General features: G+C 38.7%; 12 protein-coding genes and 6 pseudogenes. 13 read left to right on the plus strand and 5 right to left on the minus strand.

Annotation, left to right across the window (positions count from 1 at the left end):
* Positions 1-928 (minus strand): annotated as a pseudogene (locus ACFIK0_RS01125) (tyrosine-type recombinase/integrase); the annotation flags it as partial.
* A 252-nt stretch (positions 929-1,180) separates the two neighbouring features.
* Between ACFIK0_RS01125 and ACFIK0_RS01130 the strand changes: the two are divergent.
* The 6 genes and pseudogenes from ACFIK0_RS01130 (at position 1,181) to ACFIK0_RS01155 (ending at position 3,300) form a co-directional block, all read left to right on the plus strand.
* The gene (locus tag ACFIK0_RS01130; RefSeq protein WP_375645322.1) at positions 1,181-1,393 is read left to right on the plus strand and encodes a hypothetical protein; all 213 of its coding nucleotides are present in this window, start codon (positions 1,181-1,183) and stop codon (positions 1,391-1,393) included.
* Positions 1,393-2,406, plus strand: a pseudogene (locus ACFIK0_RS01135) (hypothetical protein); the annotation flags it as partial. The gene ACFIK0_RS01130 and the pseudogene ACFIK0_RS01135, both read left to right, overlap by 1 nt.
* Positions 2,401-2,667: pseudogene (locus ACFIK0_RS01140) on the plus strand (lysozyme); the annotation flags it as partial. The pseudogenes ACFIK0_RS01135 and ACFIK0_RS01140, both read left to right, overlap by 6 nt.
* A gap of 66 nt (positions 2,668-2,733) precedes the next feature.
* Positions 2,734-2,949 carry a hypothetical protein gene (locus ACFIK0_RS01145; protein WP_375663357.1) on the plus strand — a complete coding sequence of 72 codons (216 nt, stop codon included), beginning with the start codon at positions 2,734-2,736 and terminating at the stop codon, positions 2,947-2,949.
* Positions 2,882-3,094 (plus strand): annotated as a pseudogene (locus ACFIK0_RS01150) (hypothetical protein); the annotation flags it as partial. The gene ACFIK0_RS01145 and the pseudogene ACFIK0_RS01150, both read left to right, overlap by 68 nt.
* Positions 3,081-3,300 (plus strand): annotated as a pseudogene (locus ACFIK0_RS01155) (hypothetical protein). The pseudogenes ACFIK0_RS01150 and ACFIK0_RS01155, both read left to right, overlap by 14 nt.
* A 60-nt stretch (positions 3,301-3,360) precedes the next feature.
* Here the strand turns inward: ACFIK0_RS01155 and ACFIK0_RS01160 are convergent.
* Both ACFIK0_RS01160 and ACFIK0_RS01165 read right to left on the minus strand, forming a co-directional pair.
* A pseudogene (locus ACFIK0_RS01160) lies at positions 3,361-3,642 on the minus strand (type II toxin-antitoxin system YafQ family toxin).
* Between the two features lie 7 nt (positions 3,643-3,649).
* Positions 3,650-3,931 carry a type II toxin-antitoxin system RelB/DinJ family antitoxin gene (locus ACFIK0_RS01165; RefSeq protein ID WP_375663358.1) on the minus strand — a complete coding sequence of 94 codons (282 nt, stop codon included), beginning with the start codon at positions 3,929-3,931 and terminating at the stop codon, positions 3,650-3,652.
* Between the two features lie 281 nt (positions 3,932-4,212).
* On the opposite strand from ACFIK0_RS01165, the gene ACFIK0_RS01170 reads away from it, so the two are divergent.
* From ACFIK0_RS01170 to ACFIK0_RS01180, 3 genes are all read left to right on the plus strand, one after another.
* Complete coding sequence (locus ACFIK0_RS01170) at positions 4,213-5,175, plus strand: L-threonylcarbamoyladenylate synthase (RefSeq protein ID WP_273791338.1); 963 nt, start codon at positions 4,213-4,215, stop codon at positions 5,173-5,175.
* A gap of 2 nt (positions 5,176-5,177) precedes the next feature.
* Complete coding sequence (locus tag ACFIK0_RS01175) at positions 5,178-6,587, plus strand: FAD-binding oxidoreductase (RefSeq protein ID WP_375663359.1); 1,410 nt, start codon at positions 5,178-5,180, stop codon at positions 6,585-6,587.
* 144 nt (positions 6,588-6,731) lie between these two features.
* Entirely contained in the window at positions 6,732-7,259 is a 528-nt protein-coding gene (locus ACFIK0_RS01180; protein ID WP_012754813.1) for a DUF6101 family protein, read from the plus strand.
* A 1,018-nt stretch (positions 7,260-8,277) separates the two neighbouring features.
* Here the strand turns inward: ACFIK0_RS01180 and purD are convergent.
* A complete protein-coding gene (gene purD, locus ACFIK0_RS01185; RefSeq protein ID WP_273791340.1) occupies positions 8,278-9,561 on the minus strand; it encodes a phosphoribosylamine--glycine ligase in 1,284 nt (427 codons plus the stop codon).
* 90 nt (positions 9,562-9,651) lie between these two features.
* Here purD and ubiA point away from each other — a divergent pair, with 90 nt between their 5' ends.
* Positions 9,652-10,656 carry a 4-hydroxybenzoate octaprenyltransferase gene (ubiA, locus tag ACFIK0_RS01190; RefSeq protein ID WP_375631380.1) on the plus strand — a complete coding sequence of 335 codons (1,005 nt, stop codon included), beginning with the start codon at positions 9,652-9,654 and terminating at the stop codon, positions 10,654-10,656.
* 237 nt (positions 10,657-10,893) lie between these two features.
* On the opposite strand, the gene pdxH is transcribed toward ubiA, so the two are convergent.
* Positions 10,894-11,517 (minus strand): pyridoxamine 5'-phosphate oxidase, encoded by a 624-nt coding sequence (gene pdxH, locus ACFIK0_RS01195; protein ID WP_375628318.1) that lies wholly within the window; start codon positions 11,515-11,517, stop codon positions 10,894-10,896.
* 324 nt (positions 11,518-11,841) lie between these two features.
* Here pdxH and ACFIK0_RS01200 point away from each other — a divergent pair, with 324 nt between their 5' ends.
* The 3 genes from ACFIK0_RS01200 to aroC all read left to right on the plus strand — a co-directional run bounded on the left by ACFIK0_RS01200 (position 11,842) and on the right by aroC (position 14,925).
* The gene (locus ACFIK0_RS01200) at positions 11,842-12,744 is read left to right on the plus strand and encodes a J domain-containing protein (protein WP_273791343.1); all 903 of its coding nucleotides are present in this window, start codon (positions 11,842-11,844) and stop codon (positions 12,742-12,744) included.
* 127 nt (positions 12,745-12,871) lie between these two features.
* The gene (gene fabI / locus ACFIK0_RS01205) at positions 12,872-13,690 is read left to right on the plus strand and encodes an enoyl-ACP reductase FabI (protein ID WP_273791344.1); all 819 of its coding nucleotides are present in this window, start codon (positions 12,872-12,874) and stop codon (positions 13,688-13,690) included.
* A gap of 146 nt (positions 13,691-13,836) precedes the next feature.
* The gene (aroC, locus tag ACFIK0_RS01210) at positions 13,837-14,925 is read left to right on the plus strand and encodes a chorismate synthase (RefSeq protein ID WP_375631381.1); all 1,089 of its coding nucleotides are present in this window, start codon (positions 13,837-13,839) and stop codon (positions 14,923-14,925) included.
* The last annotated feature ends 11 nt before the right edge of the window (positions 14,926-14,936 follow it).

Genomic DNA, 14,936 nt, shown 5'->3' on the forward strand with positions numbered 1-14,936 from the left:
TGAAAGAGGACCACGACCGGTAAGTGAAAAGATGAAATCACTTTTAGAGATACAGCGGGCTTGTTCAATTACTTTTAATGCTTCAGATGATAAGGGCACGCGAAATTCTGTTGTAGTATCACGCTTTCCTTTCATATTCTCAGCAGGTATGATCCATATATCCCCATCAATTTGATCTTTATGAATATGACGTAAAGGGTTAGAGCGAACCCCTGTAAGGATAAGCAGACGCAAAGCAAGATGTGTTATGTTTTGTGTTTTACAGAGGAACTGATAAAAAGCTGGTATATCTTTCCAATCCATTGCTGGTCTATTAATGATCTTATGACGTTGTTTTCCTAAGAGAGCACGTGCTTTTTCTGTTGCTTGTAAATCAACATCCAAACCCAAAGCAGCCGCATGTTTGAGACAAAGATTAAGACGTATCAATGCTATCTGAGCAGTTCCAGCTTTTGTATGCCAAATGGGAGCAAGGGTATCGCGTATCTCTGTTTGTGTAATCTCTGAAACGGGGAGGCAACCTAATTTAGGGAGAATGTAAAGCCGCAAAGGTGAAAACCAATCACTAGCCTTACCATCTCTTTTTAATTCGGCTTTACGACTTTCAAAAGCATCCACGGCAATGTCTTTTAAGTAATGGAGATTGCTTATTGCTTCACGCTTTTGTTTTTCACGTTCTTTAATAGGGTCACGCCCTTCACGTAAAACAGCACGCCACCTAGTTGCCAATTCACGGGCTTGTTTTAAAGAAACATCTCGCAAGGCACCCAAGCCCATTTCGCGGCGCCGACCATGAATGGTATAACGATAAAGCCATTGAGCACCACCATCTTTACGTTTGTGAAGAAGCAAGCCGGCACCATCATTATATTTACCAGCTCGTGGGTGTTGCGACAGCCCTTGCATTAAGACGATTCATAAGAACCATTTTTACTCCTTTCTTATATAAATTTTATCCACACACTCATCCCACTTGTTATGTGCAAATGAGTGGTTTTAGTTGTTTCAAGATAAACAGATTTGAAATGAGAGAATCTTACGTTATTCGGGGGTCTAATTCAACATACAAAACAGTGAATTATCATTATAAATCAATATCTTGTTGTAGCCAAAACCTAATCCATGAGAGATTGTTGGAAATGTTGGAACTATCCTTGGTACTTTTGCTGGGCTTAGCGACATCAGATCGAAAGAAAATATTGTACGAGTAGGGCAGCGAGATGGACACAAACTCTATGAGTATAATTACAAGGGCTATCCAGAGCGCTATCGCGGGGTGATGGCGCAAGATGTTTTGAAGTCAAAACCTGAAGCTGTTTTCTTGCATAAGGCGACAGGCTTTTTGCATGTGGATTATGGCAAGCTTGGCTTTGAGATGGAAAGGGTGCAGTGATGGAACAAGAAAACACGAATTCTCTATCAAAGTTGTTTGATCCAAAATTTTTGCGTCCTTTTATGTATCAGGTTATACCGCAGTTACCTAGATATTTATTTCAACAACTCTCTACCCCTCTAAGCACGCCGTTGTAAGGGCAATACACGCAAAGTTTTTTAGAACGTGTTGCTTTTAGCACAAACCCTTTTGATGCGAGCAATGGGGCTGATACTCCACAAAAATTGAGTCCTACAGAGCTTATTCGCGGTTCTCAAACAGGGACAGAACAAGCTGGGAAAAAAACGCCAGCAGAATTGATTATGTCTACAGATGATTTAAAGCGCCAAATGCCTCCATTACCGGATGCTTCAAAGGATACTGTTAAGATACAAGAGGCGCCAGAGCAACAAAAGTATGACTTCTCAGATCAGGGAGGTGTTGCATCAATGATTCCTCAATCTCCACTTGTTGCGAACATTGATCAGTCTAATGGGGATGAAGCTGGGCGACAGCAAAAAGATGTGATGGATTATATTGCTCAACTTAATGAGAAATCTATAGCGGAAAACTCTTTGAAAAACGATTCTGGAAATGATGAAGAAAAGCTTTTTGAGGCACCTATAGGAGAAGAAAAACATTTGAATGCACACTTACCAGAAGAGGAGCATTTAAAAGCAAGTGGTGATCTTGAACAAAAAACAGATTATATCAAGTCACTTGATAACTTTGTTCAGACAGGAGCAAATCCAAGTAGCTTATGGGAGCGTTTTAGAAAATCAGAATTTTCCGAGCATTTAATGGATTTTTTTGCGGGGCTTGCGTTAGGAAAGACACCACAAGAAAGTTTTTCAAATGCATCTATCCTTATGCGGCAGGGCAACAAGGAACGCGCACAACATAAACAAACTTTGCAATTTTTACGCTCTAAAGGGTATAGCGATGAAGATGCGCAAGCACTCACACAATATCCAGATCTTGCCATGAAAATCATAGGCAACACGTTAAGCCCTCAAGAAGGCTATAGAACATTGCTTAAAAGGCTTAATCGGGGTGATTATGAAGCTGTACCAACCGAATTGCAGAAAATGGACCAAAGCCAAGAGGCAAACGTTTACAAGGTGAGGCAGGGCTATGGACGAAAGGGGCTTGTGCTTCTGCTAATTATCAAACAGTAGAAACGGGGGGGTAAAGCAGAAGCATTGGCACCCATTATTGGTTCTTTCTCAGGTCTTGGCGGTTTTTTAGCGGGCAATGGACCCATTCAATGGGCTTTAGCCGCCATTATGGTTTGAGCCGCATGTACTGGCATTTTCTTTGTTGCTAAACGCTTTCAGGAGCACCGCCTATGGATCTTATGGATGAAAAGAAACTTGATGGTAACAGGTGCGGCTTTAGCCGCTTTTTTTATTGCCTTGGCAAGAGCTTTTACTCTTGGGAAAAAAGCAGAGCAACAAAAGCAAACAGAAAAAGCTTTAAAAGCAGCCACAACACGGCTGGAGGTGGAAAATGAAGTTAATCAAAAAAGTGATGCTGATGTGCGTGCTGCTCTCTCTGACTGGTTGCGCAACAAATAAATATGCTTTTTCTTGTGTTGGTTGGTTACCTATTTATTTAAGCCGGCAAGATCTGAACGCCATCAGTTCAAACTTAGCAAGAGAGATCTTAAAGCACAATAATCTAGGTGAACGCTTGTGTGGGTGGAAACATGGTTATAAAAAAATCCAAAAAACACACAGAGCTTACAGAATCAGAAAAAGAAATGCTTCAAGAAATGATCATCACCTATCAAAGCGTGAAAATGATGTCTCGCTTGATGAAGTGGATAGCATTTTTTCTTTTTTTTGCTTATCCTTGATTTTGCACGCCTCATGGATGCAATAGACAACATCTTCGCACATTTAAAACAATGGTTCTCAAAGAATTAGAAAAACTGTCATACAAGCAAAACTACGAAAAATTCTTTTTACTATGAATTGGAGATCCAATCATAAGCGTAGTTCAGAATGCAAACCAAGACGTAAGAGCTCTAGTGTTTTGGTATCTGGCTTTCGATAGATCACAACTAAATCTGGCTTGATATGACAATCACGACAATTGCGCCATTGACATGTTAGTGCATGATCTCTTCAATGCGCCGTTAGCGGTTCATTCTCCGCTAACGCTTTGACCACAAGCAGTAAATTCTCCTCTAGTGCATTAGCATACCTACCTTTGCTTTCATGTTTAAGATCACACCGGAATGAACGCGTATAGACAATTTCCCGCATAGCAAGCTTAGGTTTGCTTTTCAGATTTACGCATTTCGGTTCTATCTTCCCGTATCATGGTCCTTAAGTCGTCTAATGATGTATGTTCGATGCGTCTCATTTCAGCATCCTCGATAGCTCGTAATGTTTCCGGATTTGGTTGGAATAGATCAAGCGGTAATGCTCGATCTCTAGCAATGCGGGTCATAAACATGCGTACTACATCCGATACAGTTAAACCCGTAGACTTAATAACTGCACTTGCAATTTCTTGAACTTCATCAGGTATGCGGGCTTGAATTTTTCCCATTGCTAAACCTCCTATTCAATTGTAGTACAATGTACTACACGTTAAGTTTATGTCAAGAGTTTCAACAATAGTTTTTCACAAGAGAACTTAGCAAAATTCAAAAAATGATTAGAGAAAGTTGGCAGAATAAGATATGTTTTGTAGAAGAATATTGGAAAATCCTATTCCCTAACCTTTATTTATGAACCTCGCACTTTTAAAAAAACTATATAAAATCAATGTGATATATGAATAAAAAAGAGCATAATATCACTAAAAGAGTGTTATAGAAATGATGTATCATGACGATTCTACCACTCGATAGTGCTTCGATAAGAGAAGCAATAGCGCTTCTTGAAAAAGGGAAGTTAGTAGCGTTACCAACGGAAACTGTTTATGGATTAGCGGGCGATGCAACCAATGGGAGGGCAATTTCTTCTATTTATTCTACAAAGGGTCGTCCGCAAATTAATCCTCTTATTGCGCATGTCAGCGGCATCGAAATGGCACAACGTTATGTTGAAATTGACTTTCTTTCACGCCAATTAATGGAGGAATTTTGGCCAGGGCCTTTGACATTGGTTTTGCCTTTAAAGGAACAGCATAATATCCATCCTTTAACAACCTCTGGTTTGAATACCTTGGCTGTTCGTTTTCCAGACAGTCGTTTTGCGGAAGTGGTACAACATTTTGGCCGTCCACTTGCTGCTCCTAGTGCGAATCAATCGGGGCGTCTTAGCCCTACTTCAGCTGAGGCTGTTTTTGCATCTTTGGGGGAATCTGTTCCTTTAATATTGGACGGAGGACCTGCTAAAATAGGGCTAGAATCAACGATTATTAAAATTTGTGGTGAAAATATTTATCTTTTGCGTCCAGGGGGGCTTACGGCTGATAAAATTGAAGAAGTTGTGGGGAAGTCTTTAAAACGGATAGATCAAAGGGCGGCGATTGAAGCTCCTGGGATGTTAAAATCGCATTATGCCCCCAATGCCACGGTTCGTTTGAATGTAGAAAAGGTGGAAAATGGTGAAGCGCTTTTAGCATTTGGTTCAAAGCGTGTTATGGGGGCTGAAAATGCCGTTTCTATTTTAAACCTTAGCGAAGATGGAAAGTTGGAAGAGGCAGCCTCTCATTTATTTCAATATATGAAGGAATTAGATTCATTTAAAGTGAGATGTATCGCAGTAGAACCTATTCCATCATACGGATTAGGGGAGGCTATCAATGATCGTCTTATACGGGCTGCAGCTCCAAAGGAGAAATGAACATGGAGCAGGAATTAATTGAGGGGTTTAGGGAAATTGTTGGTGCTAAGCATGCTATAACAGATCAAGCGTTGATTGCGCCGTATTTGCTTGAAGAGCGTGGGATTTTTCATGGAAAAACACCTTTACTTTTACGTCCATCTTCTTGCGCAGAGATCTCATCGATTATGCAGTTAGCGAGCAAAACGCGCACACCGATTGTGCCACAGGGTGGAAATACAGGGCTTGTGGGGGGACAACAACCAGATGAAAGAGGAGGGAGCGTTCTTTTATCCATGGAGCGATTAAATAAGATTAGAGCTATAAATCTTGAGGGAAATTTTGTTGTTGTAGAGGCTGGTGTTATTTTACAGGATTTACAGAAAAAAGTGGATGAATCAGGTCGTTTTTTCCCTCTTTCTTTGGCATCTGAAGGTTCTTGCCAAGTAGGAGGTAATCTTTCGTCGAATGCTGGAGGGACAGCTGTTTTAGCTTATGGCAATATGCGTGATCTTTGTCTTGGTTTAGAAGTTGTTTTACCGGATGGGCGTATTTTAGATGATTTGCGTTTTGTTAAAAAAGACAATAGCGGTTACGATTTAAAAGATCTTTTTATTGGTGCAGAAGGCACATTGGGAGTTATAACCGCAGCCGTTTTGAAGATGTTTCCAAAAATAAAAGGAAAAGCTGTTGCTTTGGTGGGATTATATAGTCCGGCGAAGGCTTTAGAGTTTTTATCTCTGGCTCAAGAATATGGAGGAGGGATGTTGACAGGTTTTGAGCTCATGGGAAATCTCAGTTTGCAAATGGCTTTAGATTATAAGATGTGTGAGAAGCCTCCTCTTCAGCGGAAACATGAATGGTATGTATTAATGAACATTTCATCGTTGCAAGGCAATGATGAGGCATTATCGGTATTGAGTACTATTTTAGAAGAAGCTTTAAAGAATGCGGTGATAGAAGATGCAGTTGTTGCGCAATCTTTAAAACAGCAAGATTTTTTTTGGCAATTACGAGAAAGTATATCATCAGCACAAAAGTTAGCAGGAGGGTCCATTAAGCATGATATTGCAATCCCACTTGCTTCTATTCCTGATTTTATTGCTGAGGCAGCGCTTATTGTAGAAGATATTGCTCCAGGAGCACGGGTGATTTGTTTTGGACACATGGGTGATGGAAATTTACATTATAATATTACACAACCTGTAGGAGCTGATACGACAGTGTTCTTGCAGTTATGGTCAACAATGAATCATCGCATTCATAGTTTAGTGGTGGACTATAGAGGTGCATTTTCTGCTGAGCATGGAATTGGTCAGCTTAAGCGCGAAGAACTTCGTTCTTTTAAATCGCCTGTCGCATTGGATATTATGCAAGGGATTAAAAAAACGCTCGATCCTTTAGGGATAATGAATCCTGGAAAAGTATTATAATTCAAGAATGGTGATCATGTATTTTTGTTTAGATTTTAATAACCAAAAAAGAAACCAGTTGTTTTTTATTCAAACTTTTAATAATCCAATGAGAAAAAGCTGCTAAAGGGTGTATGTTATTTAAGATAAATTGGGATAATGTATATGGCTAATCAATGCTTTAATCAGGCAAAAGCGGTGCTTGAATTTCGGTTAGATCCGTGCCATTTGCCACAAACGACGACATATTTTTCATCCAAAACGGGTAATCAGGTTATTTGTTCGTTAAATGAGCGTGGTGTTTCTTTTAAAACGGATATGCCTTCAAGTTTATCGCATTTAATACCCCCTTATCATTTCCAAGGAATTGCAGCACGTACCGTAAAAACGCGTTCAGGAGAAAGAGCTGTTGCATTAGAATTACTTCATGCCGATGAGGAAGCTTGTATACCACTTTTGGTTTCCAGAGATTTGAATAATGTTCTTCTGGATTGGCGGTTATGGGCGGATACTTATGGCCTTCCCATGCTTATGATCAATGAAGATAATCGCATTCTGGTTGTAAAAGATCGTTCTGATTTACATCGATTTTTTGGTACAACAGCACATTCTAAACAAAAGCGTTTTTTACTTCGTTATAGCAATCCGTTAGGCTTGCGTTTGGTGATTGCGAATCGAATTGCACTCCAGTAATATTAACATGCATTCATTTTTGTACTACCGTCAGCATTTATCTTGTTGTGCTGTAAAACATCGTTGTTTGGAGCGGTAATATAAGGCATGTAAACTTCACACATGAAGTGTTTTAGAGGATATGGCAAATATTCTTAAGTTTGCTTTTAGGTATTTGTGTAAGTGCAGCATAGGAGTGGGAAGCAAGAGGAACCCGCTCAATGAGAATCCAGACCTTTACAGACGGGATTTGGTGTTACGTTTGGTTCTTGAAAACAAAGAGGAAGTCAATGATTGTAAATGAGAGTTTTTTGACACCATACATTGGCAGCAGGAATTGATTATGTAAAACGCTTTTTTTGGCGGTATAATTTTGGGTTTTTGCCACATCATAAAAACACCAGCAGATTGCTGGAAGTGTTTTTGAATTTTTTTATAAATAATTTCTCCATGTTGAATGAGAGCTTTGAATATTGCAGAATATTCTTATTTCATCTCTCTCTTATAATCAAAATCATTTAGATAGAAAGGGTTATCGTAATATTGAGAGTTGGAAAATACAAAGATGGTATCGGTTTTTATTCCAGAAAGATGGAAGAGTGGATTTATACTATTTGCAGGTAGTGTCGTAAAATGGGAGTGATGAGCATGAGAGGTATTGTTTAAGAATTTGTATGTGAATAATATAACTATCTTTTTTGGGCATTTTATTTTTTGTAAAAGCGGAATTTCATTAAAAACGCGATAGATAAAAGAAATGATAGTATATATGTTTTTCTTCAGGATTTTATAAGAAAGAAAGTGTTTATAAAAATGATGAGAAAATACGTTTAAAGTAACAGTAAAATGATCATTTTATATTACATTTTCAGATTCAAAAAATTTTCCTATTTTATCATGAGTAGATATTCTATTTATAATATTTGATTGTTCAAAGGAAAGCACACTCATTTTTTCAAAATTATGGTCAACGTAAAACAGTGAGAAAATTTGTGTGTCATGCTCTTATATAAAATAATAAAATCGTAAAAAAGAATATTCAAAGGATTTTATTTTCTCGCGCAACGGCTCTCCATCCGATATCACGACGAACAAAACCTTCTGGCCAATCAATACAATCAACAGCTTCATAGGCACGTTTTTGTGCATGCGTAATCGTTTTTCCTGTTGCAGTTATATTGAGAACACGTCCACCATTTGCAATGAGTTCTCCATCACGCAACACTGTACCAGCTTGAAAAACTCTCACATCGGGAAGAGAGTTTACTTGATCAACGTTACGGATAACAGTACCTTTTTGGGGGGAGTCTGGATAACCATTAGCAGCCATAACAACGGTGAGAGCAGCTTTTTCAGACCACCGAAGAGGCTTATTTTCAAGTTTTCCTTGAGCAGCAGCAAGAAAAATTGGCAAAATGTCATCTTTGAGGCGCATCATTAAAACTTGACATTCAGGATCACCGAATCGTACGTTAAATTCAATTAATTCGGGTCCTTTTTGCGTTATCATTAATCCGACGAAGAGAATACCTTTAAAGGGAGCGCCCATTTCTTTCATGCTTTTTAAAGCTGGTTCAACAATTTCTTTGAGAGTACGATTCACTATTTCTTTGGTCATGATGGGCGCTGGTGAATAAGCACCCATACCACCGGTGTTTGCTCCAATATCCCCATCACCTACACGTTTATGATCTTGAGCAGATCCAAAAGGAAGAGCAACTTTACCATCACAAAGGCAGAAGAAGCTTGCTTCTTCACCTTCAAGAAAAGATTCTACAACAATTTTGTTTCCTGCATCTCCAAATGTACTTTTGAAGCAGGCATCAACTGCGTTAAATGCTTCTTCCATAGTTGTTGCAACCACAACACCTTTGCCAGCTGCTAAGCCATCAGCTTTAATAACAATGGGAACATCTTGTTGCTGAATGTAAGCTTTAGCTTTAGAGGCATCATTAAAGCATTGGTAACTTCCTGTAGGAATGTTATTCTTACGACATAAATCTTTTGTAAAAGCTTTTGAACCTTCTAGTTGAGCAGCTTTTTGAGTAGGACCAAATACACAGATGTTAGCGCTATTAAGAGAGTCTGTTATACCCGCAACCAATGGTGCTTCTGGTCCTACAATTACAAGATCAATAGAACGTGCTTTACAAAAATCAATAACAAGGGAATGGTCATCAATGTTTAAATTAATATTTTCACCAAATTCTGTTGTTGCAGGATTTCCAGGAGCACAGTATAACTTTGTTAGCAGTGGTGATGCTGCTATTTTCCATGCTAAAGCGTGTTCTCGTCCACCTGAGCCAATAAGAAGAATATTCATTGCTTGCTCCTCTCATAAAAGATGATTAATCTCATCCCCTTCTCATAAGAATGAAATGTCTCTATCGCAAGACCAAAGGTAAATCATTTGATGAAAAAAAATAAAAATATCGCGCATGTTCAGTCCTATGATAGCCAAGGACGGGTTATGGATGCATCTTCCAAACAATGGGTCTACAATTTCCTTCCCTGTTCTTTATGGTTTTATGCGCAATTGGCGCGTTGGGATCGGCCTATTGGATGGCAATTGTTGATGTGGCCTTGTTTTTGGTCAACAACAATGGCTTTTTTCTCTTATAAAATGCATTACGATACTCTTTTATCAATGTTTCTTCATTGGGTTTGGTATCTTTTTCTTTTTTTTCTGGGATCTATTGCTATGCGAGGGGCAGGATGTACTTGGAATGATCTTATTGACCATAAAATTGATGCTCAGGTAGAAAGGACACGTTCTCGCCCATTGCCGACAGGTCATGTGAGTCGGTTTCAAGCAAGAGTTTTTATACTTGTGCAATGTTTGGTTGGTTTAGTTGTTTTATCACAATTTAATAGGTTTAGTTTTTTTCTAGGTATTTCGTCATTGATAGCTGTTGCATTTTATCCTTTTATGAAACGCGTAACATATTGGCCGCAGTTTTTTTTAGGCGTTGCGTTTAATTGGGGGGCATTAATGGGGTGGGCTGTTGTCTTTGGAAGTTTAAGCTGGGCACCAATCTTGCTTTATGTGGGATCAATTTTGTGGACCATAGGATATGATACAATCTACGCACATCAAGATAAAGAAGATGACGTTACTGTTGGTGTCCGTTCTACGGCTCTTCTCTTTGGTAAAGCAACCAAGCGTGCTTTAGTATTTTTGTATGGTGGTTTTGTGATGTTCATTAGTCTAGCATTTTATTTAGCTGGAGTCCCTGTTCTTAGTTTTTTGGGGATTTTTGTGGCAAGCATCCATATGTTTATTCAAATTAAAGTCATTGATATAGATGACAGTTCACAATGCCTCAGGCTTTTCAAATCTAATTCGCTTATTGGTTTTGTGATTTTTGCTGGTTTAGTATGTGGGGGTATATGGACGATATTTTATCCTGCGGTCTAAAAATAAGTTAGCTAAAATCATAGTTTCTACTGAATACAGTATGTTTTTTTAAATAAGCTTGTTGCTAATCTATTTTTAAGCGATACAGTAGAAAATATTACTAATCAACTGTTACAGTGGAAATGAAATTCTTCTATTTAAATAAAATAAATCATCTTCTTTTAGAATTTTTCAAATAAAAAATATTTGTTTAACTGTTGGGAAGAAAAAATCTTCATAACGATGAAATTTGAAGGATTAGGGATAAAGTTTTTGTCTTTTCCAATCGCTGTGTTCAACACAATCGCGTGTAAAAAGCAGACGATCATGTAAACGAAATGGGCGATCACACCAGAACTCTATAGAAAGGGGTTTAACACGAAACCCAGACCAATAAGGTGGTCGTGGAATATTACCTAGAGCATAACGCGCAGTATATTGAGCAATTGCTTTTTCGAGCACAAAACGATTGTCTAAAGGTTGAGATTGTTTAGATGCCCATGCACCAATTCGACTACCACGTGGTCGTGATTGGAAATAGGCATCGGCTTCCTGTTGACTTACTTTTTCAACAATTCCTCTAATTCTTACCTGACGACGGAGCGATTTCCAATGAAAACCTAAGGATGCTTTCATTGATTTTAAAATTTCTTGTCCTTTACAGCTTTCATAATTGGTATAGAAGACAAAGCCTTGGGGACTGTAGTCTTTGAGGAGAACCATACGAACATTAGGGAGTCCTGTTTCGTCAACTGTTGCTAATGCCATAGCATTCGGATCATTTATTTCACTTATCGTTGCTTCTTCAAGCCACTTTGCGAAAAGTTCAAAAGGTTTTTGCATTTGCATAAAATGATCATCTGTTGGTATTTTTTTGCTCATAGTTTCTCCAAATATCAGTGAGCATGGGTGAGGCATTTTCTCATTTACTTTATCATCAAAAAGTCACAGTACCATTTTTCCTTATTTTCAAAAAGCCAATGCTATCGTGTATTTCTATGGTAGTTTAATTATTTTTACTTTAGCATAGACTACAAGGAGCTATATTAAATAAATATCTCATTTTATCTGGTATTTTAGTTTATTGATAGACATATAAAGAGAAAAGAAGAAATTATTCTCTAGAATAGATTGATGAAGCTATAAAGGGTATTAACAACGTATCAGTTGATATTTTGAAAACGAAGAAATTGAAAAGAGGGCAATATGCGTGATCCCTACACGATTCTGGGTGTGGCACGTACCGCAAAATCGCAAGAGATTAAATCGGCATTTAGAAGATTAGCAAAGAAGTATCATCCAGATCATAATAGAGATGATGCAAAGGCTAAAGAAAAATTTGCTGAAATTAATCAAGCTTATGAAATTATAGGTGATAAAGATAAAAAGGCACAATTTGACCGCGGTGAAATTGATATGGAAGGAAAACCGCTTTATCAAGCCTATGGTACTGGTGAAAATTTTAGCAATAAACAAAATCCCTTTTCAGGAAGAGCAAAGGGATTTGATTTTTCCTCTTCAGGTGGTGCAGGTTTTGATGCGAGTGATATTTTTCGGGATCTGTTTGGAGGAGGAGGTAGCTTTTCGAATTCCACACACTATAACCGTCCCCAACAAGGAGCACATGTTCGTGCTAATCTTGCCATAACACTAGAGCAGATGGTTGGCGCAGAAAAGGTGGAAGCTGTTTTTCCAAATGGAAAAAAGTTAAAAATTAAACTTCCATATTATATTGAAGACGGACAGGTTATTCGTTTAAAAGGTCAGGGAGAAGAGGTAGCTCTTGGGCAAGCAGGAGATGCGTTGATAACCATTCAGATTCAAAAACATCCTCGTTTTCGGGTTGAAGGAAGAGCACTTCATCTTGATTTACCAGTTTCTCTTAAACATGCTGTTTTGGGAGCAAAAGAAGAAGTTGAGACGTTGGAGGGACGTGTGGTTTTAACGATTCCTGCGTGGTCAAGTTCTGATCGCGTTTTACGGTTGAAAGGGAAAGGGCTTCGTTTAAAAAATGGTACAAGAGATGATCTTTATGTGCATGTTCGCATTATGTTGCCGGAAGGTGAAAATGCCGCGCTAGAACAGTTTTTGCAAATGCAACAAGATTAATTTTAAAATTTTTATATATAAAAGCGTAGTTTTTGTTTGATTTTAAACCAATTGCTTGAAGAAAAAGTTGACCTGTGTCATAGGCAGATGAATAATATTAATTTTAAGTAACAATGGGGCAGTGCTGATGGCTAAGGGTAATGGTTTATTGTACGGTAAGCGTGGTTTAATTTTGGGGTTGGCCAATAATCGCTCCATCGCTTGGGGAATCGCTAAAGCGGCAAGTAGCGCAGGGGCAGAGCTTGCTTTTACCTATCAGGGTGAAGCAATGAAAAAGCGTGTTGAGCCTTTGGCTGAAGAATTAAAGGGGTTTGTTTGTGGACATTGTGATGTTTCTGACAGTGTCTCTATTGATACGGTCTTTAAAGAAATAGAGAAGAAATGGGGAAAACTCGATTTTTTAGTTCATGCTATTGGTTTTTCTGATAAAGATGAATTAAGTGGTCGTTATATTGATATCAGCGAATCAAATTTTATGATGACCATGAATATTTCCGTTTATTCCCTAACGGCTCTAACGAAGCGTGCAGAAAAATTGATGCCAGATGGTGGTTCAATCTTGACACTGACCTATTATGGAGCAGAAAAGGTTGTTCCAAATTATAATGTAATGGGGGTTGCTAAAGCGGCTCTTGAAGCGAGCGTGAAATATTTAGCGGTAGATTTAGGTCCTCAAAATATTCGTGTTAATGCTATATCTGCTGGACCCATTAAAACGTTAGCAGCTTCTGGTATTGGTGATTTTCGTTATATTTTAAAATGGAATGAATATAATGCTCCATTACGTCGTACGGTAACAATTGAAGAGGTTGGTGATTCTGCGCTTTATTTTCTTTCAGATTTGTCTCGTTCTGTTACTGGTGAAGTCCATCATGTCGATTCGGGTTATAATATCATAGGTATGAAAGCCGTTGATGCACCAGACATTTCTGTCGTTAAAGAATAAAGTTTGGTTTATAGGATTTTATTGGACAGCAGTAATTTGACCAAATTTAAAGTGGCTAAGAGTATTTGAGCGCAAAGAGCTACCTTGTGTATAGCATACAACATGCGTTGTCGTTGTAATATTTGACAGAGAAACGGATCTTTTTCATGTCGCATAATACATTTGGTCATTTGTTTCGTGTAACAACATGGGGTGAAAGTCATGGTGCTGCTCTTGGTTGTGTCATTGATGGTTGTCCACCTGGAATTATTTTTACTCTTGCAGAAGTTCAAGCTTATCTTGATAAACGCAAACCAGGACAATCAAAATATACAACGCAGCGCCGAGAACCAGATAAAGTAGAGGTCCTTTCAGGAGTTGTTGTTCAAGACGATGGGACGACATTGGTGACAACAGGTACACCAATTTCTCTGTTGATTCGAAACACAGATCAGCGTTCGAAGGATTATAGCTCGATTGCCCATCAGTATCGTCCAGGACATGCGGATTATACTTATGATATTAAATATGGCATTCGTGATTTTCGAGGCGGGGGACGTGCTTCGGCACGGGAGACGGCAGCACGTGTTGCAGCTGGTGCATTTGCTCGTAAAATCGTTCCTGGTTTGATTGTACGAGGAGCAGTGATAGCAATTGGTCCTCATAATATTAATCGTGATCGTTGGGATTGGTCAGAGGTTGATAATAATCCTTTTTTTACAGCTGATGCAGAGATGGTTCACATTTTTAGTGATTATATCAGTAAACTCCGTAAAGAGGGGACATCTGTTGGAGCGGTTGTTGAGATCGTTGCAGAAAATGTTCCGGCAGGTTTAGGAGCCCCTATTTACGCAAAGCTTGATCAAGATATTGCCTCGTTACTTATGTCGATTAATGCGGTAAAAGGTGTGGAAATTGGTGATGGTTTTGCGGCAGCCCGCTTGAGTGGAGAAGAAAATGCCGATGAAATGCGAATGGGAAATGATGGAAAACCGCTTTTTTTATCAAATCATGCGGGAGGTATTTTAGGGGGAATATCGAGTGGACAGCCAATTGTTGCACGTTTTGCTGTAAAGCCTACTTCATCAATTTTAACACCTCGTCGCTCTATTGATGTTGATGGTCATGATATAAACGTTATAACAAAGGGGCGTCATGATCCATGTGTTGGGATCCGTGCCGTTCCTGTTGGTGAAGCGATGGTTGCTTGTGCTATTGCTGACCATTATCTAAGACATCGCGGTCAAGTTGGGTGATTGAGAAGGTG

Source organism: Bartonella sp. CL63NXGY, from assembly GCF_042194905.1.
In the GTDB taxonomy this organism is placed as follows: domain Bacteria; phylum Pseudomonadota; class Alphaproteobacteria; order Rhizobiales; family Rhizobiaceae; genus Bartonella.